This is a genomic window from Streptomyces sp. CA-106110, from assembly GCF_050936285.1.
Taxonomy (GTDB): Bacteria; Actinomycetota; Actinomycetes; order Streptomycetales; family Streptomycetaceae; genus Streptomyces.
In genome coordinates this window covers 3,565,691-3,585,578 of record NZ_JBNJNB010000001.1, presented here as the reverse complement: position 1 = coordinate 3,585,578, position 19,888 = coordinate 3,565,691, and the positions used below count along the sequence as shown (strand labels likewise).

At 71.0% G+C, this 19,888-nt stretch carries 15 protein-coding genes and 3 pseudogenes; 7 read left to right on the top strand and 11 right to left on the bottom strand.

Annotated elements, in window-relative coordinates:
* Window positions 1-2 precede the first annotated feature (2 nt).
* The 6 genes from ACQEXA_RS16430 to ACQEXA_RS16405 form a co-directional block, all read right to left on the bottom strand.
* A complete protein-coding gene (locus tag ACQEXA_RS16430; RefSeq protein ID WP_432933836.1) occupies window positions 3-1,523 on the bottom strand; it encodes a Wzz/FepE/Etk N-terminal domain-containing protein in 1,521 nt (506 codons plus the stop codon).
* Window positions 1,520-2,890: a Wzz/FepE/Etk N-terminal domain-containing protein gene (locus tag ACQEXA_RS16425; protein ID WP_432933838.1), complete on the bottom strand. Its 1,371-nt coding sequence runs from the start codon at window positions 2,888-2,890 to the stop codon at window positions 1,520-1,522. The genes ACQEXA_RS16430 and ACQEXA_RS16425 overlap by 4 nt, the downstream gene beginning before the upstream one ends.
* Window positions 2,887-4,155, bottom strand: coding sequence for a glycosyltransferase family 4 protein (locus tag ACQEXA_RS16420; protein WP_432933840.1), 1,269 nt, complete (start codon window positions 4,153-4,155; stop codon window positions 2,887-2,889). The genes ACQEXA_RS16425 and ACQEXA_RS16420 overlap by 4 nt, the downstream gene beginning before the upstream one ends.
* On the bottom strand, window positions 4,145-5,461 hold the full coding sequence (locus ACQEXA_RS16415) for a nucleotide sugar dehydrogenase (protein WP_432933842.1): 1,317 nt from the start codon (window positions 5,459-5,461) through the stop codon (window positions 4,145-4,147). Before ACQEXA_RS16415 ends, ACQEXA_RS16420 begins: the two co-directional genes overlap by 11 nt.
* Window positions 5,462-5,534: 73 nt before the next feature.
* Entirely contained in the window at window positions 5,535-7,013 is a 1,479-nt protein-coding gene (locus tag ACQEXA_RS16410; protein ID WP_432933844.1) for a sugar transferase, read from the bottom strand.
* Between the two features lie 626 nt (window positions 7,014-7,639).
* Complete coding sequence (locus ACQEXA_RS16405) at window positions 7,640-7,861, bottom strand: hypothetical protein (RefSeq protein ID WP_432933846.1); 222 nt, start codon at window positions 7,859-7,861, stop codon at window positions 7,640-7,642.
* 295 nt (window positions 7,862-8,156) lie between these two features.
* Here ACQEXA_RS16405 and ACQEXA_RS16400 point away from each other — a divergent pair.
* The 3 genes and pseudogenes from ACQEXA_RS16400 to ACQEXA_RS16390 all read left to right on the top strand — a co-directional run.
* A pseudogene (locus ACQEXA_RS16400) lies at window positions 8,157-9,172 on the top strand (IS200/IS605 family accessory protein TnpB-related protein); the annotation flags it as partial.
* Window positions 9,173-9,297: 125 nt separating this feature from the next.
* Window positions 9,298-10,221: an IS5 family transposase gene (locus tag ACQEXA_RS16395; protein WP_432929601.1), complete on the top strand. Its 924-nt coding sequence runs from the start codon at window positions 9,298-9,300 to the stop codon at window positions 10,219-10,221.
* 22 nt (window positions 10,222-10,243) lie between these two features.
* A pseudogene (locus ACQEXA_RS16390) lies at window positions 10,244-10,858 on the top strand (IS200/IS605 family accessory protein TnpB-related protein); the annotation flags it as partial.
* Window positions 10,859-10,973: 115 nt separating this feature from the next.
* Here the strand turns inward: ACQEXA_RS16390 and ACQEXA_RS16385 are convergent.
* The 3 genes from ACQEXA_RS16385 to ACQEXA_RS16375 all read right to left on the bottom strand — a co-directional run bounded on the left by ACQEXA_RS16385 (window position 10,974) and on the right by ACQEXA_RS16375 (window position 13,045).
* Window positions 10,974-11,609: an RraA family protein gene (locus ACQEXA_RS16385; RefSeq protein ID WP_432933848.1), complete on the bottom strand. Its 636-nt coding sequence runs from the start codon at window positions 11,607-11,609 to the stop codon at window positions 10,974-10,976.
* 135 nt (window positions 11,610-11,744) lie between these two features.
* A complete protein-coding gene (locus ACQEXA_RS16380; RefSeq protein WP_432933850.1) occupies window positions 11,745-12,647 on the bottom strand; it encodes a M48 family metalloprotease in 903 nt (300 codons plus the stop codon).
* Entirely contained in the window at window positions 12,644-13,045 is a 402-nt protein-coding gene (locus ACQEXA_RS16375; RefSeq protein WP_359394184.1) for a BlaI/MecI/CopY family transcriptional regulator, read from the bottom strand. The genes ACQEXA_RS16380 and ACQEXA_RS16375 overlap by 4 nt, the downstream gene beginning before the upstream one ends.
* 259 nt (window positions 13,046-13,304) lie before the next feature.
* Here ACQEXA_RS16375 and ACQEXA_RS16370 point away from each other — a divergent pair, with 259 nt between their 5' ends.
* The 4 genes and pseudogenes from ACQEXA_RS16370 (at window position 13,305) to ACQEXA_RS16355 (ending at window position 17,801) form a co-directional block, all read left to right on the top strand.
* Complete coding sequence (locus ACQEXA_RS16370) at window positions 13,305-14,819, top strand: hypothetical protein (RefSeq protein WP_433130439.1); 1,515 nt, start codon at window positions 13,305-13,307, stop codon at window positions 14,817-14,819.
* Complete coding sequence (locus ACQEXA_RS16365; RefSeq protein WP_433130437.1) at window positions 14,816-15,787, top strand: lysylphosphatidylglycerol synthase transmembrane domain-containing protein; 972 nt, start codon at window positions 14,816-14,818, stop codon at window positions 15,785-15,787. The genes ACQEXA_RS16370 and ACQEXA_RS16365 overlap by 4 nt, the downstream gene beginning before the upstream one ends.
* A 136-nt stretch (window positions 15,788-15,923) precedes the next feature.
* Window positions 15,924-16,749: pseudogene (locus ACQEXA_RS16360) on the top strand (COG4705 family protein).
* 152 nt (window positions 16,750-16,901) lie between these two features.
* The gene (locus ACQEXA_RS16355; protein ID WP_432933854.1) at window positions 16,902-17,801 is read left to right on the top strand and encodes a COG4705 family protein; all 900 of its coding nucleotides are present in this window, start codon (window positions 16,902-16,904) and stop codon (window positions 17,799-17,801) included.
* On the opposite strand, the gene ACQEXA_RS16350 is transcribed toward ACQEXA_RS16355, so the two are convergent.
* Together ACQEXA_RS16350 and ACQEXA_RS16345 are read right to left on the bottom strand one after the other, a co-directional pair.
* Entirely contained in the window at window positions 17,782-19,200 is a 1,419-nt protein-coding gene (locus ACQEXA_RS16350; RefSeq protein WP_432933856.1) for a sensor histidine kinase, read from the bottom strand. The two genes, ACQEXA_RS16355 and ACQEXA_RS16350, sit on opposite strands and share 20 nt — an antisense overlap.
* The gene (locus ACQEXA_RS16345; RefSeq protein ID WP_432933858.1) at window positions 19,197-19,859 is read right to left on the bottom strand and encodes a response regulator transcription factor; all 663 of its coding nucleotides are present in this window, start codon (window positions 19,857-19,859) and stop codon (window positions 19,197-19,199) included. Before ACQEXA_RS16345 ends, ACQEXA_RS16350 begins: the two co-directional genes overlap by 4 nt.
* Between the last annotated feature and the right edge of the window lie 29 nt (window positions 19,860-19,888).

The following is a 19,888-nucleotide window of genomic DNA, read 5'->3' as shown; positions in this document are numbered from 1 at the left end:
TCCTACCGCACCTCCTGGTCGCTGTCCGGGACCCGTGCCGCCCACACCGGCAGCCGCTCCGTCTTCACCTGGCCGGTCCCGTTCTGCCGGGCCGACCGCTCGCTCTGGCCGCGCAGCGCGGTGTGCAGCCCGTCCCACAGCGTGCCGTCGGTCCGGTCACGCGGATCGGGGTCGATCAGCACCACACCGATCACCACAATGCGCTGGTCCGCGAGCTGCCGCGCCACGGTGTGCAGCCAGGCCGCGCTGCCGTGCCCGGCATGCACGACGAGCACGGTCTGAGTGCCGAGGTACTGAAGGTCGGTCCACGCCGTGCCGGGGGCCACCGAGCCGACGCCGAGCCGGAGTTCCTGATCCGGCACGGCCGCGGCACGCTCGCCGCTGACCACGGTCGGGTCTCCCGGCTTCGGGCGACGGCCGGAGAGCTGTGAGCCGGGCAGGCCGTCGATGACGGCCACGGGCCCCACATCCGTCAGTGCCCTGGCGACGTTCAGCGCGATCAGACTCGCGCTGCGCGCACAGCCCAGTTCCAGCAGCGACACCGGTTCCGCGGAGCCGCGCACGGTGCGGGCCAGGGACGTGGTGAGCCGTTCGCGTGCCGCGCGGATCCGTCGGCGCCGCCACGGCCTGCCCGACCTGTGGGGCAGCTCGGCGATGACCGAGGCGCCGAGGTTCGCCGCGATGTCGCGGCGCAGCACGGGGCGGTCCGCGACCACCACGCCGACCGCGGCGACGGCAAGCCCGAGGAAGAGTCCGAGGACGAGCCCGATCACGGCGTCGGTGGCGGCTGCCTTGGGCAGGGAGTGCCGCACCGCGCGCGGTGCGTCCACGATCTGCGTGCCGGCGATGACCTGGGGCGTGCCGGTGCGCGCGTCCGCGGCGCGCTGGTCGAAGTCGGCGATGCGCGAGTTGAGTTCGGCCCGGCGGGCGTAGAGCGACTCGATGCTGGCCGACGCCTGCGGGTCGCTGTCCGGGGATCGGTCTCCGATCTCCTTGTTGACCTGGGCGAGCTCGTCCCGCGTTCGGTCACGCTGGTCGAGCAGGGCCTTGGACTCGGCCTTCGCGGTGTCCTGCATCCGCTTCACGTGGTCCGCGACGAACGCGTCGGCCAGCGCCTTGGCCCGGGCCACCGCTTCGGCGTCGGTGTCGGCGGTCACGTCGATCTGCAGCAGGTTGTTGGTCAGGCCGGTCCCCCGGTAGTCCTTCATGAAGTCCTCGGGTTTTTCCGGGGACTTGAGGGACTGCAGGGCCGTGTCGGCGATCTGCGTGGTCTGCAGCAGCGCGACGTCGGTGCGGATCAGCGTTCCGGTGTCGTTCGGCTGGTCCTCCGCGTGCGTGACCAGCACCTTGGTCATCGCGCTCGGTGGCGGCGGCATCAGGACGGCCACCGCCGAGCCGGCCAGGAAGCCGAGGAGCGCCATGGTGCACCACAGGCGGCGGCGCCTGCGCACCGCCACCACCAGCGCCTGCAGGTCCAGCAGCGGAGCGGCGGCCGGCGACTCCGTGATCGTGCTCGTCGTCACGCCTGGCCTCCCGTCGCCCGGCGGGGAACCGCGAGCGCCAGAGTGGCGTCGTCGGGAAGTTCGCCAACAGGCCGCGTGGGGCGGGCCTGGACCGTGCCTGCGACGACGACGCCGACGACCTCGTGCCCGCCGTCGGCGCACGCCTCGGCGATGCCGGCGAGCTCCTCCGCGGTCCAGCTGCCCGCGCTGACCACGACCAGGGCACCGGACTCGTTGTCGCGGTCCGGCACCATCGGCCGGTCCAGCGACACCTGCACCACGCGCAGCAGCGGATCGGTCTTGGCCTCGGCGACGAGCTGCCCGGCGGCCCGGCGGGCGATCTCGTCGCCGTCCGGTACGACAACCAGCAGCCGCCGGGGAGCGGGCAGTTGCTCTCTCAGGCGAGCGCACACCCGCCGGTAGCGGAGCCGTCTGCCGGCCTCGTCGCCGGACTTCTGCGGGGTGGGCATGTCCCACCGGGTGTCGGTGCCGAGGAGTCGGCGGATCCGGGCTCCTCGGCCCCCGGTTTCCGGCCGGTGCGCGGGCTGTTCACCGGGTACGTCGACAGTACCCAGGGGCGCCGAGCCCAGCGCCGCGGCGATCTCCGGTTCGGTGCGCAGTCGGCGGTTCATCCGTGCGGCGGCGAGATGGCCGATGACGGCGAGCAGGAAGAACACCAGCGCCCCGCCGACGATGAGCTGCATCCGCGTCGGCGGCGCCTCGCCGGTCGGCCGGGCGGCCGGCCCCATGACGACCATGCCTGCCTTGTTGGTCGTCGGGTCGGCCTCTTCTAGTTTCTTCATGGCCGCCTCCAGCGAGGTGCGCAGGTTCTCGAGTGCTGTGCGGGCCTGCACGCTCTCCACGGTCTGTCCCGGGTCGGCCGCCTTGGCCAGGTCGGTGATACGGCGGTTGGTGTCCGCGACCTGCTTGCGCAGTGCCTCGGTCTCCGACGCCGTTCCGGGGTCGGCGCTGCCGCCTGCGATCCGCGCGGCGAAGCTGACGAACTGCTGGGCCATCTGGTCGGAGAGCCGCTGTGCGCGCTCCGGGGTGTCGGCCGTGCCCGAGATCGTGATGATGTTCCCGTCGGCGGCCTTGGCGCTCACGTTGTCCCGCAGTTCGGTGTCGCTGACGCCGGTCCAGTGGAGTGCGTCGGCCGCGCGGTCGACCACCGCCGAACTGGTCGCGATGTCCACCTGGGTGAGCAGCTCGCGCTCCTCCCACACCCCAGGCAGAAGTACCGGGGCCGACGCGGTGTAACGCGGCGGGAACACCAGCACTGAGGCGCCGTAACCGACGAGTGCGCCCACCACGGCGAGGGCGGCGAGAAGCCGCCACCGCCGACGGAGTATCCGTCCGATCGTGACGAGGCGGATGGTGTCTTCGTTCAACTGCGCTGCCTCTTCTTCCTTGTGCGCACCGGACCGCCCGCCGAGACCGCACTGCGGTCCCGGCAAGCGGCGGCGTAGGCGGCGAGCAGCGACCGCTGGGAGTTCCGCCAGGAGAGCGGCCCGCTGATCCGCTCCTGGCCGATCTTGCCCATCCAGGCCCGCTTCTCCGGATCGTCCAGCAACACCGTGATGAGCTTGGCGAACTCGGCCTCGTCGTTGGCGGGTGCGTACACGGCCGCCTCACCGGCCGAGACGCGTGCTTCCTTCAGGTCGAACGAGACGATCGGCCGGCCCATCGCCATGTACTCCAGGACCTTGTTCATGGTCGACACGTCGTTGAGCGGATTGCGCGGGTCGGGAGAGAGGCACACGTCCGCGGTGGACAGGTAGCGCACCAGTTCGGCGTCCGGAACGCGCCCGGTGAACTGCACCTGCTCCGAGAGCCCGAGCCGCCGGGACAGCTCCACCATCGCGTCGAAGGCGTCGCCGGCGCCGACGAACACCGCATGCCAGTCCGTCCGCCCGAGCTCGTCGCGCAGCTTCGCAAGAGCCCGCAAGGCGTAGTCGACGCCGTCCTGCGGGCCCATGACGCCGAGGTAACACAGCAGATGAGGCTTGCCGCGCTTCAACTCCGGCTCGGGCGGCACCGGTTGGAACCGTTCGATCGCGGGCGCGCTGCGCACCACGAAAACGTCCTCCGGCCGCCGGCCGCCACGGCGCACCGCGACGTCCCGGTAGCTCTCGTTCGTGGCGAGCACGACGTCCGCGGCCCGGTAGGTCAGCCGTTCCAGCGCGCACACCGCGCGGTAGAGCAGATCCTCGCCGCGGCCGAACCGGGAGAGGTACAGCTCGGGTACCAAATCGTGCTGGTCGAAGACGAACCGCGCTCCGCGCCGCTTCAGCCACATTGCCGGCACGAACAGCAGGTCGGGCGGATTGCAGGCGTGGACCACGTCGACCGAGCCGACCCTGCGGGCCAGCCGGACCGTATGCCACAACGCCGATCCGTACTCCCGCAGGTAGCCGGCCGGCCCTCCGGTGGCCGCGCGCAACGGATAGCGGTGGATCCGCACCCCGTCGATCTCCGCCTCCGCCTCCGTGTCCCGCTTACTCCCCTGGGGACAGATGACGTGCACCTTCCAGCCCGCGTCGCGCAGCGTCGTGCACTCCTGCCACACCCGCCGGTCGAACGGCACCGACAGGTTCTCCACAAGGATCAGCGCGCGCCGGCCGGAACCGGCGCCGCTGGTCGCTTTACCAAGCAAGGCCCATGTATCCCGGTTCGGCCCGGCGCGCCTCGGCGTCGGGAAGGCGGATGAGGTCGACGATCACCGGGCCGCCGCCATGGGGCAGCGCCGACAGCACGGCCGGGTCCCTGGTCCCGACCAGGCACACCTCGGCGTGCTCGAGCACCTCCTCGACGGAGTCCGCGAGCAGCTGCGCAAGGTGCGGCAGCCGGGTCTCGATGTACTCGCGGTTCGCGCCCAGCAGCCGGGACAGGCTCACGTTGGCGTCGTGGATCCGCAAGTCGTAACCCTTGCCGAAGAGCCTCTCCGCCAGCTCGACGAGCGGGCTCTCGCGGAGGTCGTCGGTGCCGGGTTTGAAGGACAGCCCGAACAGGCCCACCCGGCGCTTGCCGGTGCGCTCGACCAGCTCCACCGCCCGCTGCAGATGGTCGGAGTTGGAGGGCAGCACGTGGGCGAGGATGGGCACCGAGACGTCCGCCCGCTGCGCCGCGTGGACCAGGCTGCGCAGGTCCTTGGGCAGGCAGGAGCCACCGAAGGCGAAGCCGGGACGCAGATAGGCCGGGCTGATGTTCAGCTTGCGGTCGGCCAGGAACACGTCCATCACCTGGTGCGAGTCCACCCCGAGCGCCTGGCACACCGCGCCCAGCTCGTTCGCGAAGCCGATCTTGAGGCCGTGGAACGCGTTGTCCGCATACTTGATCGCCTCGGCCGTCGGGACCGGCACCCGGAACACCTCGCCGGGCAAGCCGTCGTACAGCTCCATCACCACATCGCCGCTCGCCGGGTCGAGCTCGCCGATGACGGTCTTGGGCGGGTCGAAGAAGTCCCGCACGCTCGTGCCCTCGCGCAGGAACTCCGGGTTGACCGCGACTCCGATGTCCACCCCGGCCGTGCCGCCGACGTACTTCTCCAGGATCGGCACCAGCAGGTTCAGGCAGGTGCCCGGGAGCATGGTGCTGCGGAACACGACGGTGTGCCGCCCACCCCGCTCGGCCAGCACGGCGCCGATCTGCTCGGTGACCCGCTCCAAGTACGTAGTGCACAGGCTGCCGTTGGGCTCCGACGGCGTGCCCACGCAGACCAGCGACACCTCACTGCCCATGATCGCCTCGCGGACGTCGCCGGTAGCGCGCAGCGCTCCGGTCCGCACGACCTCCGCGATGAGCTCGCCAATCCGCTCCTCGACCACCGGGGCCTTGCCGTCGTTGACCAGGTCGACCTTCACCTGGTTCACGTCCACCCCGATGACCTCGTGCCCCATGCCGGCCAGGCACGCGGCCGACACGCAGCCCACGTAACCGAGCCCGAAAACGCTGACCCTCATGACCCGTTCCTCCCCCCAGGCAGGCCCTCCCGGCCTGCGTTCCGCACGTCGGCCGGACGACGACCCTCGCGCATCAGTAGGCCCCCTGCCCATACACCACCGCACGCAGCGTCTTCCACAAGATCACTGTGTCCAGGGCGAGCGACCAGTCCTCCACGTACCGCAGATCCAGCCGGACGGCCTCCTCCCACGACAGGTCGCTGCGTCCGCTGATCTGCCACAGGCCGGTGAGTCCGGGCCTGACCAGCAGCCGCCGCCGGATGTCAGGGCCGTACGCAGCGGACTCCTCCGGTAACGGAGGCCGCGGACCGACGAGCGACATCGATCCGGTGAGCACGTTGAAAAGCTGCGGGAGTTCGTCGATCGAGTACCGGCGCAGTACTGCTCCCACCCGGGTCACCCGCGGATCCCGGCGGACCTTGAACAGCAGGCCGGCGCCTTCGTTGAGGTCGGCCAGCTCGGCACGTGCCCCATGAGCCCCGACGACCATGGTGCGGAACTTGAGAATGGTGAACTCGCGGCCGTGCTTGCCGACTCTGCGCTGGCGGTAGAACGCCCCACCCCGACTGTCCATCAGCACGAGCAGCCCGACGACCACCATCAGCGGCGCGAACAGGATCAGCAGGATCGCTGCGCCCAGCCGGTCGACGACCACTTTGATCGCCCGGCGGCCCCCGGTGAAGGTCGGCATGCTGACCCGCAGCAGCGGGATCCCGAGCACCGCGTCGACGTGCAGCCGCGGGCCGGCCACCTCCATCAGGACGGGGGCCACGACCATTTCGGCGTCGCTGCCTTCGAGGTTCCAGGCCAGCCGCTGCAACCGGTCCGGTGACCAGTGCGGGTCCGGTGTGACCGCGACGACACGGTAGCCGTCGCGGTGGACGTGGGTGGCCACGTCCGCCAGCTCGCCGACGACCGGCACTCCGTCCAGCTGGTCACCGTCGAGGCCGAGACCGTCCGTCGTGCACACCGCATCCACCCGCCAGCCGAGGTGCGGGAACTTGCGGGTTCGGGTGATCAGGTCGCGCACGGTGGCCAGGCTCCCGGCAGCGAGCACCGGTCGCAGGCACAGGCCTTCCTTCCGCTGTTTGTGCAGCCGGAGGCGCAGCAGATACCGCGCGGTCATGGTGATGAACCCGATCGCGGGGATCGCGACGAAGATCCAGAGCTTGATGTTGCGCGAGGTGAGGGCGATCCCGCCGAGCGCCAGTACGACGGTCGCCGTGAACAGTGAGCGTCCGAGCCGGCGGAATTCCTCGGCGCCCTGGCCGAGCACGGCCGGAGTCCACGCCCGGCTCACCGCAAGCGTCCCCAGCACCAGCAGCTCGGTGCAGAAGGCGAGAATTCCCCACTTCTCATGCCAGTTGGCCGCGTCCCGGGCCCCGAAGAAGTTGCCGATCGCCGCCACCACGAAGGCGGTGGCCACGGTGTCGCTGATGATCACGGTACGGCGGTACCGCTGCTCCCACTCGATCGCGGTCTGCTTGATCGCCCCGTTCGCCAGACGCTCGCGCGCCGACGGAAATGGGCGCGCCAGTCCCCCCTGTTGCACAGAACCCCCCAAGGTCCCCAGTGGTTCGACGTGTTCGCCTAACACTGTTCCGGGAGGCCCCCGCCTCCCGAGTTGCGCTGTTCCTCCCCTGGGAGGCTCCGCCTCCCGCGCCGCGCTGTTCTTCCCCCTGGGAGGCCCCGCCTCCCGCGCATGATCCCGGCTATGTCAGAGCTGCTCGAACAACCCACCCTGGCAGCGGCAGACTTGAATGCCCTGCCGGACTCTCAAGGTGCGCGGGAACCCGTCGAAAACCTCGGGTGCCCTCCGCACCCAAAGCCCCCCCGGGCTCCAAGAACTGATCACCCCCACGTCTGGCGCCGGGGACGCGACTGCTGGCTTCCCGTAGCGCTGGACCTATAGATCATCATTGGTCGCCTCATGTCCGAACAGCTGAAGCACGATCAATCTAGACCATGGAGGCCGGTATGAAGAGTGGGATGTGTGGAAATTGTGCTCAAGATTTGAGGCTCATCCACCAATGGGTGACTGCCTACGGGTGCCTTGACGCCGCCGCGCGCTCCAGCAGCGCGCCCGGCCCCGGCGGGCTTCCACGCGGTAGTGATCGGCGAGCTGCAACGGGCCTTCTACGGCGCCCAGTTCGGCAACAACGTCCCACTGTTCGTGCCCTACGGCGTGCCGATGAGGGTGCCCGAGGTGGGCGGGGCGACCGACCCCGACAACGAGGCGCACGACATGATCGGGGACTCGCCGACGGTAGTACGGCGGAGCCGGCCGACGTGCGTGGCGTGGCCGAATCGTGTCGGTGGGGCGTCGTTCGAGGAACTCGCCTCGCGGTGGGCGTTCGTGGAGTACACGGAGATCCAGGCAGCGTATGAACGCGGATGCACGGTCGGCGTGATCGAGGCGTACTGGCGCGCGTTGCTCCGGGAGGTGTCCCCGCGCCTGCGGTCGGTCGTCGAAGACGCCGGTGAACGGCCCCGCAGGTGTGCGATGTTCCCGCTGGACAGTCACCAGGGGTGGGGAACTGGTCGTTTTCGGATGTGCAGGAGCGTGCGTGGGTGTGCAGGAGCGTGTTCTGGTTCGTGGTGTTGTAGCGCGCACACGTCGTCGGGCATTGATGTCAGTGCCGGCTCGTACTGTTCTTCCTGTTGCTGATCAAGCGTGGTGGAGGGGAGTACATCGATGCGTGGTGAGTCGTTGCGCACGATCGCTGCTCCTAATCAGTTCGGGGAGTCGGCCCGTCGGGCGTGGCGATCCGGACCCGTCTGGGTCACCTGAGCGCCGAGGACGAGCGGGTGCTGCGCCTGGTGGGCGCGCATCTTGGCTCGCTGGCCTCTAAGGACCTCAAACGCCGGTGCGCTGAGGGCCTGGAGCACTCCGCGGAGAGGTGGGCGGGGCGTAAGCGGGCCCTGACAAAGGAGTCTTCGTCGCGTTGGGCCGGGAGCATTACCAAGGCCACGCATGATCAGTGGGCGCTGTCCAGGCGTGCCCAACTCGCGCACATCCACAGCCTTGAGGCGGGCGTGCGGACGATCGCGCACCGCCTGTCCCTGCCGATCGGCGAGAAGGGAAGCAGGCGGGGGTCGGGCGGCTACCGCAGCGCCAAGGAGTGGTTCGCCAAGACCCGACGCCTGCGGGTCCTTCACGACCGGCTCAGTGCCCAGCAGGCCGACCACGCCGTGGGCCGCGTCCGCATCGTGCGCGGCGGGAAGCGGCTCGCGCGCAACCGGCACCACCTCAAGGCCGCCCAGCTCACGCAGGCCCAGTGGCGGCAACGCTGGGAAGCATCGCGCTGGTTTGTGCAGGCGGACGGGGAATCGGGCAAGCGGTTCGGCAACGAGACGATCCGCGTCACCCCGGACGGCGCGGTCTCCCTCAAGCTCCCTGCTCCGCTCGCCCACCTGGCCAACGCCCCGCATGGCCGGTATGCGCTCACCGGCGCTGCCCTCTTCCACCACCGCAGCGACGAGTGGGCCGACCGCATCACCACGAACAAGTCTGTGGCCTACCGCATCCACTACGACACAGACCGCGCCCGCTGGTACCTCACCGCCTCCTGGACCATCCCACCGGTCAAGACCGTCCCCCTGTCCCACGCCCGCACCGGCGGACTGATCGGCGTCGACACCAACGCCGACCACCTCGCCGCCTGGCGGCTGGACGAGCACGGCAACCCATGCGGCGAACCGCGCCGGTTCTTCTAAGAGCCCGTGAACAAACTGATCGTTGTCGGCGGGTGGGAATCGGTGAAGTGACGTGAACGACCAGGACCTCTTGGTAGCAACTGCGGTGTCGAAGCCCAGTCGCGCCAAGAGGTCCTGTCATGCCGTTGTACGCCCCTGCCGCCACCGCTGTCACCCCAGACGGGCAAGGTCACTGCCCCTGCCTGGCCTGCCGGTTCGGGCACGGTCGCCGTCATCCGGCCCGGCCCCGCCGCTACACCTCAGACACCACGGATGCGGAGTGGCAGGTCATCGCTTCGGTACTGCCGTGGCCGGCATGGCTGGACGGCAATGGCGGGCGGCCGGAGGAGTACTGCCGTCGGCTGATCGTGGACGCGATCTTCTACGTCGCGGACAACGGCAACAAGTGGCGCAACCTGCCAGGCGACTTCCCGCACTGGCGCACGGTGCACACCATCTTCACCCGGTGGTGGCAGGACGGAAGCGTCGACGCCATCCACAACGACCTGCGTGACGAGGTCCGCCGATCCGAGGGCCGGGACACCGACCCGACCGCCGCGATCATCGACTCGCAGTCGGTACGCGCTGCGGAGACGGTCGGCGCCGACAGCCGCGGGTACGACGCGGGCAAGAAGGTGGCAGGCCGCAAGCGCCACGTGATCGTGGACACGATCGGCTTGCTCCTCGTCGTCATGGTCACCAGCGCGAGCGTGCAGGACCGCGACGGCGCCCGCCCCTCGCTGACGCACCTGCGTGACCTCTTCGAATCAATCAGCCTGGTCTGGGCCGACGGCGGCTACGCCGGGAAACTCGTCACCTGGGCCAAGAAGAAGCTCCAGCTCACGATCGAGATCGTCAAGCGCAACGACGACGTCAAGGGCTTCGTGGTACTGCCACGCAGGTGGGTGGTTGAGCGCACGCTGTCGTGGATCTTCCAGCGCCGCCGCTGCGTACGCGACTACGAACGGTTACCCGAGCACCATGAAGCCATGGTCAAGTGGTCCATGATCATGCTGATGTCCCGGCGCCTGGCGGGCACGAAGGACGCCAAGCACCGGAAATGATCAGTTTGTTCACGGGCTCTAAGACCTGTCCGGCACCGCGAACCATCGTGACGCCCAGGTACGGCATGCACTGATCCGGCTCCTGCACTGGGCCGAACGCCGCGGCCTGTCGATCGCGGTCGAAGACCTCGACTTCAGCGCGGAGAAGACCCGGGAGAGGCACGGCCGCCGGAAGCGGTTCCGGCAGGTGATCTCCGGCATGCCGGTGTCCAAGCTGCGGGCCCGGCTTGTCAGCATGGCGGCCGAACTCGGCATCCCCATCATCGCCGTGGACCCGGCCTACACCAGCAGGTGGGGCGCCCAGCACTGGCAGAAACACCTCACCCACACGACCAGGAAGACCAGCCGTCGCGATGCTGCGAGCATCGCGATCGGCAGGCGCGCCCTGGGGCACCGCATCCGGCGACGGACGGCACCGCCCCCACACGACCAGAGCGATCGTGTGGGGCATCGGACCGCCCAGGCCGGACACGGCACCCCAGGGCGTGAGGGAACCCGCCCCCGCATCCCCGGACCACGGACACGATCCGTGTCGCCGGACGCGGCGCGAACGCGGGCGACCAGTGCATCCACCACCGTTCGAGATGCGCCAGCTGACCAGGATTGGGTACAAGACTCACTCCTGCTCACTGACTGACTAGGAACGGTTCTGCGTAGTCCCAGACCTGGGCAAGCGTTGGACCACGCCGTACGTCCGGCCGAAGCACCTTGTGGGCTTCGAGCTGGATGCTTGACGTCGCGTCAAGAGTGGCTCAGTCCTCGAACCCCTTCTCCGACAGAATCGCGTCGATCTTCGCCCGGTGCGCCTTCTCCCACATGTCGAGGGTTTCCTGCTCCTCCTTCGCGAGCTTATTCCGGGCGGCGGCGAGGATCTCTTCGCGACGGGCGGCGGGGACCACCGCCACGCCCTCCTCGTCGGCCACCACCACGTCGTCGGCGTGCACCCGGACACCGCCGCACCGCACCGTCACATTGAGCGGTTCCACGGCGTTCTTGGTGCCCGGGATCGGGATGACGCCCCGGGCGAAGACCGGGAAGCCGATTTCGCGGACCTCCGCCAGGTCGCGGATGACGCCGTCGGCCACGAACGCGGCGACTCCCCGGCGCTGGGCGACGGCGCAGACGTTGCCTCCCGCGAGCGCGTAGTCGACGTCTCCCGACTCGACGACGATGACCGAACCGGGCTCCGCGCGGTGGATCGCCGCATGCAGCATCAGGTTGTCGCCGGGAGGGCAGCGGACTGTGAACGCCGGACCCGCCACGCGCGGCCCCGAGGGCCACAGCGGGCGGATGCCGATGTCCATGACCTGCTCGCGGCCGAGCAGGTCGGCGAGGGTGGTGGTCGGGATGTCCTTGAATGCGCCGGCGGTTCCGGTGGCGTCGGTCATGGGACTCCTCCGTTCGGACGATCATCGACTCTACGCTTCCGGGGTGCCGACGATCATCCCTTCGGGCACCGGGAGTTGAGCGGAGGGAGCGTCCTGTGCGGAGTCCGGCCCCGGGTGGCGGGGCGTGTCGGCCGGTCACACCAGGACGTGCTCCAGCAGCCGCAGCAGATCGCCTGTCGCGTCCGCGGCCCCCAGGGCCGGCAGTGCGCCGAGGGCGAGCGTCGTCGCGGCGAGCGGCCACAGGTGCGGAGGCGGACCGGCCTGGAGGGCGGCGATGCGCCGGACGACCGCGTGGTCGCTGAAGTACAGCGCACAGGACGGAGAGCGGCGTTCTGCGCTGAGGGCCGCGCGCGCCAGGGCGCGGGCCGTCGTGGAGCGGTCGCCGACCACGTCGGCCGCCTGCTCGTCCGCCCAGCGCTCGACGAGGAAGCTGACGGTGGTGCGTACCGGTGCGAGCAGCGGGTCGGCCGCGGTGGCGAGGGCGACGGCACTCGCCAGGAACGCGTGCCGGTGGGCCAGATGGGCGCGCTCGTGGGCCAGCAGCACCCGGCGCTCTGCCGGTTCGAGCGCGCTCAGCATCGCCGAGGTGACCAGGATCCGGCCCGGTGCCCCGGCGTTGCCGGGGATGGCGAACGCCTGTGCCCGGGACGACGCGGCGACGACGAGTTCCGTGTCCTTCGGATACCCGGCGCACAGGCGGCGCAGTGCGCGGCGGGTGGTGCGCTCGGCGCGGACGGTCCGGTACACGCGTACGGCGATCAGTACGAGTGCGAGGGTCGCTGCCACGGCGATCGTCTCCGGGACCGGGTCGGGCAGTCGGCGGCCGTCGTCGCGGGCGTCCGCGACGACCGGCGGCGCCTGGTTCACCAGGGTGACCGCGAGCAGGAGCAGCGACCAGGTGGTGGCGGCCGCGGTGAAGACGGCGGACGTGGCCAGCACCCGGGCCGCGAGCGCGGGCGCCACCCGCCGGCCGACCAGGGGGCTGAGGGCCGTCAGCAGCAGCGAGAGCAGGATCGGGAGGTAGACGTCGATCCTCATACGCCGCCTCCGTCGGGGAGCGGTGGGCCGCCGAGGAGGTCACGCAGGGCCTGCTCCTCCTCGGGGCTGAGTCCGGAGACGAACTGCTGGAGCGTGGCGATCGGGTCGGGTCCGCGGTCCAGGGCCTCGTGCATGGCCTCGGCGGTCAGCTCGGCCGCGTTCTTCGCGGGCCGGTACGCGCCGCGCCGCCCGTCCACGTCGCGCAGGACGAGTCCCTTGTCGTAGAGGCGCTTCAGGATGGTGTGCACGGTGTTGTAGGCGAGGCCGCCGCCGATATCGGCCTGGATCTCGGCCGGCGTGAGCGCCTGCTCGGTGGCCCACAGTGTGGCGAGCACCTCGCTCTCCAGCTCACCGGCGTTGCGCCGTTCCGCTCTGCCCTGGGGGCCTGTGCCAGCCATGCTCGCAACCTTACAGCGCGTAGGGGAGCGCGACGGCGGCGGGCGGAGCGCGCTGCCTTCCGGCCGGAGCGCTGTGCGTTCACCCGATCGGCGCAATGACGCCGAAAGGTGGCCGGGTGGCCACCCCACTCGAACTGCACCCCAAGGTCAACCGGGTTAACTTAGGCGTGATTTGCCTGATTCGTCCCTGATTTCGACCGTCAACCCTACGTACTGTAGGGTGTGATGCCCCTACGGCCTGTAGGGGGTGAGGATGGGTATGACCAACAGCGGGTACACCACGCTGGCCGGGGTCCGCCGGCTCACGGGGCCGTCGGTGGCCGGTATGTCGTGGCGCGACCGCGGCCCGGGTCTGATGGCCCTCGTGGCGGCCGCCTTCACGCTCGCCCAGCTACTCGTCGTACGGCCCCGCATGGGACTCGGCTGGGACGAGACGGTGTACGTCAGCCAGATCAGCGCCCACGCCCCGGCCGCGTACTTCAGCGCGCCGCGCGCCCGGGGGACATCCTTCCTGGTCGCCCCGGTCACCTCGTGGTCCTCCTCCACCGCCCTGCTCAGGCTCTACCTCGCGGTGCTGTCCGGCGCCTCCCTGTTCCTCGCCCTGCGTTCCTGGTCCGGCCTCCTCCCGGCCCGCGTCCTCGCCCTCGGCGGCGCACTCTTCGCGAGCCTGTGGGTGACCCTCTTCTACGGCCCGCAGGCCATGCCCAACTACTGGGTGGCGGTCGGCGCCCTGGCCGCCGTCGGCTGCTTTCTGCGCGCTCACGCGGACACCGCGGACCGGGCAGCCGTGTGGGGCGTCGGCGTGAGCGTGGCGGTCATGACGTTGATGCGGCCCACCGACGCCGTCTGGACCACGGCACCGCTGCTGTTCCTGCTGATCTTCCTGCCCCGGTGGCGGCGCCTGCCGGTGCTGCTGGCGCTGGTGGGCGGGCTCGCGGTCGGATGGGCCCAGTGGACCGCCGAGGCGTACGAAAGCTACGGAGGGCTCCTGCGGCGCCTGTCCGAGGGCTCCCGCATACAGGGCGGCCTGGGCTGGAGCATCGCGATCGGCGACCAGTTGCGCAGCCTCGGCGGCCGCACCCTGTGCCGCCCGTGCTCCGGCCCCCTGCCGAACCCGTCCATCACGGCCTGGTGGTTCGTCCTGCCGCTGCTCGCCGCTCTGGCGGTCGTCATCGCCTTCCGGGCCCGGCGCCCGGCACCCCCCAGCCGGACCGTGGTGCCGGTGGTCTGCGCGGTGACGGCGGCCTTCCCGTACCTGTTCCTGATCGGATACGCGGCGCCCCGCTTCCTGCTGCCCGCCTACGCACTGCTCGCGATTCCCGTGGCCGACGCACTCTTTCACCTGGTCACGGCGCCGGACGGACGGTGGCGGCCGGTCACCGCGTCGCTCGTCGCGCTCGGTCTCGCCGGGCATCTGGCCGTGCAGTACACGGTGCTGCACCGCACCGTGGACCGCACCACCGCCGACCGCCACGCCTGGTCCCGTACCGCCGCCGAACTGCACCGGCTGGGTGTGCGGCCGCCCTGTCTGCTGGCCGGGTACGAATCCGTCCCCATCGCCTTCTACACCGGCTGCTCCTCCGCCGCGACCGACGGCAGCAACGAGAACAGCACCGCCGGGGACATCGCGCGCATCGCCGGGCGCATGCCCGCCGCCTATCTGGACACCGTCGCGGGCCGGCTGCCGTCGTACGCGCACGACTGGAGCGCGCACTCCTTCGACGGTGTGCACATCTACGTCGCCCCCACGGCGGCAGGGGGCGGACCCGGATGACGCCTCCGACCACGACCGAGGCGGCACCGGCCACGTCCGCGCCGCCCGCCCCCCGGCTGATGTCCCTGCGCGGGCGCGCCCCCTGGCACGTGGCCGCCACCCTCGCCGTGCTCGTCGGCGCCGCCTTCCTCGCCCGGCACCACTGGCCGGTGATCGAGGCGGGTGCCGCGCGGCTCGCCGGCGCCGACCCGGGCTGGCTGCTGTTCGCCGCGACGGCCACCGTGTCGACCTGGGCCTGCTCGGCGCTCGCCCAGCAGGGTGCCGTGACCGAGGGCCTGCCCGGGGCACGCCTGGTCGCCGTGCAGTTCGCCGCCTCCGCCGCCAACCATCTGCTGCCCGCGGGCGCCGGCGCGGGCGCCGTCAACCTGCGCTTTCTGACCCGCTGCGGACTGTCCGTGCCCCGCTCGGCGACGGCGCTGGCGGTGAAGGCCACCGCGGGTGCCGTGTCGCGCGGCGCGCTGATCGCGGTCCTGGCCCTGGCCGGCCCCGGGCTGCTGCGCCTGCCGCCCCTCTCCACCGTCGCGGTGGCGGCCGCGGTCCTTGTCGCCGTGGCGCTCGGGGTGGTCCTGTGCGGACCGCTGCGGCGTGCCTCGCGGGCCGTGCTGGCGGATGTACGAGCCGTGCACCGGCTCCCCGGCCGCGCGGCCGCCCTGTGGGGCGGGTCGCTGGCCTTCGCCTCGCTGCACTCACTGGTGGTGATCGCGGTCGCCCGGTCGCTCGGTCTGCCGCTGCCGCCGGGGGAGGTGGCGCTGGCCTACCTCGTGGCGAGCAGTGCGGCCGTACTGCTGCCCACCCCCGGCGGTATCGGCTCCCTGGACGCCGCGCTCGCCATCTCCCTCGCACTCGTCGGCGCCCCCGGCGGCATGGCGGCCTCCGTGGTCATCGGCTACCGGCTGCTGACGGTGTGGCTGCCGCTGATCCCGGGCCTTGTGGTGCTCGCCCTGCTGGTCAAGCGCAAGGAGTTGTGACCGCCGGGGTGTCGCAGCGGCGTCAGCAGGCCGATGTCCGGCCGTAGTGTGCCCTGTGAGTGTGTGCCAGGTGGGGCGCGTGATGCGCCGCCGTGGTCAGGATGCGTTCAGGTTTCCGTTGGCACCGTCGGGCCTCATGGCATCTGAGATATCTGAGAACGCCCGGCTCCGGGACGCCGCCGAAGCCGCTCCGCGACTGCGCTGGAACAAGGTCCCCGAGGTCACCGTCTACTTCTGGATCATCAAGGTCCTGTGCACGACGGTCGGCGAGACCGCGGCCGACCTCCTCAACGACAAGGCGGGCCTCGGCCTGACCGGTGTCGCTGCTGATGAGCGCGCTGCTCGCGGTGGTGCTCGTCGTGCAGTTCCGCACCAAGGCCTACCGTCCCGGCGTGTACTGGCTCGCCGTGGCCCTGATCAGCGTGGTCGGCACCCTGATCAGCGACAACCTCACCGACAACATGGGTGTGCCGCTGACCTTGAGCACCACGGTGTTCGCGGTCCTCCTCGCGATCGTGTTCGCCGCCTGGTACCGCACCGAGCGCACCCTGTCCATCCATCACGTCGACACCGTGCGCCGCAAGTCCTTCTACTGGCTCGCGGTCCTGTTCACCTTCGCCCTCGGCACCGCCGCGGGCGACCTCGTCGCCGAGAAGATGAACCTGGGCTACTGGGTCTCCGCGGTCCTGTTCGCCCTCGCGATCGCCGCGGTCGCGGTGGCCCGCTTCGCGCTCGGCCTGGGCGCCGTGACCAGCTTCTGGATCGCCTACGTCCTCACCCGTCCGCTGGGCGCCTCGATGGGTGACTACCTCTCCCAGCCGACCGGTGACGGCGGCCTCGGCCTGGGCACTGTCGTGACCAGCGCGCTGTTCCTCACCGTCATCCTCGCCCTGGTCATCCACCTCTCGGTGACCCGCACGGATGCCGCCGATCCCGAGCATGCGGCGGCAAACACGAACTGACGGGTCATCACGTGTTCAGGATCGATTCAGGTCACCGCTGACAGGGTCGGACCCCGACGCGGCCGCGACGCACGGCCGTCCCCACCGTCTGCGCAGGGCGCTCGCCTTCCACGAGCGCCCTGTGTCATTGCCCGCACTGGAGGGTCCGCACCGTGGAGAAGTCCGAAGTCCTCACCCGCCCCGGCGCCGCCGAGGCACGAAGGAGTGTGGTGAAGAAACTGCCGGAGGTCACCCTGGCCTTCTGGATCATGAAGATCGCGGCGACCACCCTGGGCGAGACGGCGGGCGACCTGTTCGCCCAGACCCTCAGGCTGGGCTATTTCCTCACCACGATCGCGCTGTTCCTGGTCTTCGTGGTGACCCTGGTCGTCCAGCTCCGCTCCGCCCGCTACAACCCCTTCTTCTACTGGACCGTCATCCTGTCGACCAGCATGGCCGGCACGACGATGTCCGACTTCATGAACCGCGACGCCAGCGAAAAGTACCTGGCGAAGGGATCCACCTCGCTCGGCTGGGGGCCCCAGGGCCTGGGTCTCGGCTATCCCGCGGGCGCCGCCATCCTCATCTCGATCCTGCTCGTCATCTTCACCGTCTGGAAGCTGACCGGGATGACGTTCCAGATCCGCGACATCGTCACTTTCCGCGGCGAGGCCCTCTTCTGGTCGGCGATCCTCGTCTCCAACACCCTCGGCACCTCGATGGGCGACTTCCTCTCCGACAGTTCCGGCCTCGGCTACGGGGGCGGCGCGCTGCTCGTGACCGGTGCGCTGCTGGTGCTCGTCGTCCTGATGCGGGTGCCCGCGGTGCCCAATGTGGTGTTGTTCTGGATCGCCTTCGTGCTCACCCGCCCGCTCGGCGCCACCGCCGGTGACTTCCTCACCAAGCCGGCCGACAAGGGCGGCCTCGACCTCGGCACCGCGGGCTCGTCGGCCGTGCTGCTCGCGATCCTGCTCGGCCTGATGGCCTACGCCCACGTCCAGGAGCGCAGACACGCCGTCGCACCGCCGCCGGCCCCCGACGGTCGGGATCCCGTCAGCCGGCGGGCAGGGTGACCACGAACCGCGCGCCCGGGGTGTGGCCGGGATCGTGGCGCACCTCGCCGCCGGCCGAGCGGGCCAGGCGTCGCGCGAGCGGAAGCCCGAGGCCCGCACCTCCGTGCCCGTCGTGCGGATCGGCTCGCTGCCCGGGCTGGAAGAGCCGCCCGGCGAACGACTCCGGCACCCCCGGACCGTCGTCCGTGACGTCGATCCGTACGCCGTCGACCGTGCGCCGGGCCTCGACAGCGATGTACGAGTGGGCGAAGCGCAGGGCGTTGGCGAGCAGCGGACTGACCGTCCGCTGGAGCAGGGCGGCGGGGACCCCCGCCTCCAGCCGCTCGTCCCCTGCGCGGATCTCGACCGTCAGCTGAGCCGGGGCGGCGAGGCCGGCGGCCAGGCGACGCAGCACCGGCAGCACTTCGGCCGTCCCCGGAGCGGTGGACGTGCCCTCGCGGGCGTCGTTCAGCAGGGTGTCGCAGATGGTGCGCATCGACTGGGCGGCGTCGGCGATCACGGCGTGGGCGGCCCCTGTCTCGGCGTCCGTGCGCGGGCGGGCCTGCCACCAGTCCAGCTCGGCGACGATCCTGCTGAGCGGGGTGCGCAGTTCGTGCGACAGCTCCGCGGTCAGCTGCCGTTCATAGCGCAGCACCGCCCGGATACGGTCGAGGAGGGCGTCCAACGACAGCCCGAGACTGGCCAGTTCCGCCGGCCGGCCTAACGCGCCGAAGCGTTCTTCGGAGGCCACGGCGCTCCACTGCGTGGCCTGGTCGGTCATGGTGCCCACGGGACGCAGCGCCCGTCCGACCGCGAGACGGGTGAGCGCATAGGTGCAGGCGAGCATCACGGTGTCCAGGACGAACGATCCCAGCAGCAGCGTGTCCGCCGAACTGCGGTACGGGGAGAGGTCCAACGCGGTGACGACGGTCGCCGCACTGCCTCCCGCGCGCCGGGCCACGGGCTCGGCGCACAGCCGGACGGGTCCGTCGGCGTGGCGGTCCTCGGCGGTGACGCAGTCCTGGCCGCCGTGCGCCACCAAGCCGTACGCGACGCGGGTCAGCGGCCCCCGCGCGGTGGTGGAGGCGGGCTGTTCGAGCAGGCGCGCACCGGAGTAGATCCAGACGTTGGCGTCCAGGAGCGCGTCGTTGGAGGTCTCCAGGAAGCGCACCTTCGGGCCGCTGGTGTCGACCGTCGTGGCGACCGCCGCCGCCCGGGTGCGCAGTTCGTCGTCCGCTTGGCGCTGGAGGTGCTGACGGACCACCGTGTTGAAGAGGATGGTGAGGATCACCATGATGAGCGCGGCGGTGGTGAGCGCCACCAGGGAGAGACGGCCGCGCAGCGTGCTCGGGGCCAGCCGGGCGAGCAGGGCCGCCGCCCGTGCCGGGCGGGCGACGAGCCGGGCGGGGACCGCCGTCATGACAGCCGGTGCCCGATGCCGCGCGCGGTGCCGATCGACAGGTCGCTGCCCGACTCGCGCAGCTTGCGGCGCAGCCGGGTCAGATACTGGTCCAGCGTGTTGTCACTGACCAGGGCGCCCTCGGGCCAGCCCGCCCGGACCAGCTCGCGGCGGCGCACGATGTCCCCGCCCGCCGCCATGAGCGCGGCGAGGAGACGGAACTCCGTCGGCGTCAGGTCGACGTGCCCGCTGCGCACGGTGAAGCGGTGCCGCACGGGATCGAGGACCAGGTCGCCCGCGGTCGCGGCCGGGCGGGGAGCGGCCCGTTTGACGGCCGCGCGCAGCCGGGCGGCGAGTTCGGCGAGGTGGAACGGCTTGGACAGGTAGTCGTCGCCGCCGGCCGAGAAGCCGGACAGCCGGTCCGGGAGCCGGTGATGGGCCGTCAGGAAGACGACCGGCGCGAGGAAGCCGTTGGCCCGGATCGCCTGGCACACGTCACGGCCGTCGGCGTCGGGCAGTCCGATGTCGAGGACCGCCGCGGAGACGTCGTCGCGGGCCAGCCGCAGGGCGGTGGCGCCGTCCGGGGCGGGCACCGTGTCGAACCCCTCCTCCCACAGGCCGCGCAGCAGCACGTCCCGCAGGGCGTGGTCGTCCTCGACGACCAGGATCTTGTGGCGCATGGTCCTCCATGGGGTCGCGCGCCGGTCGG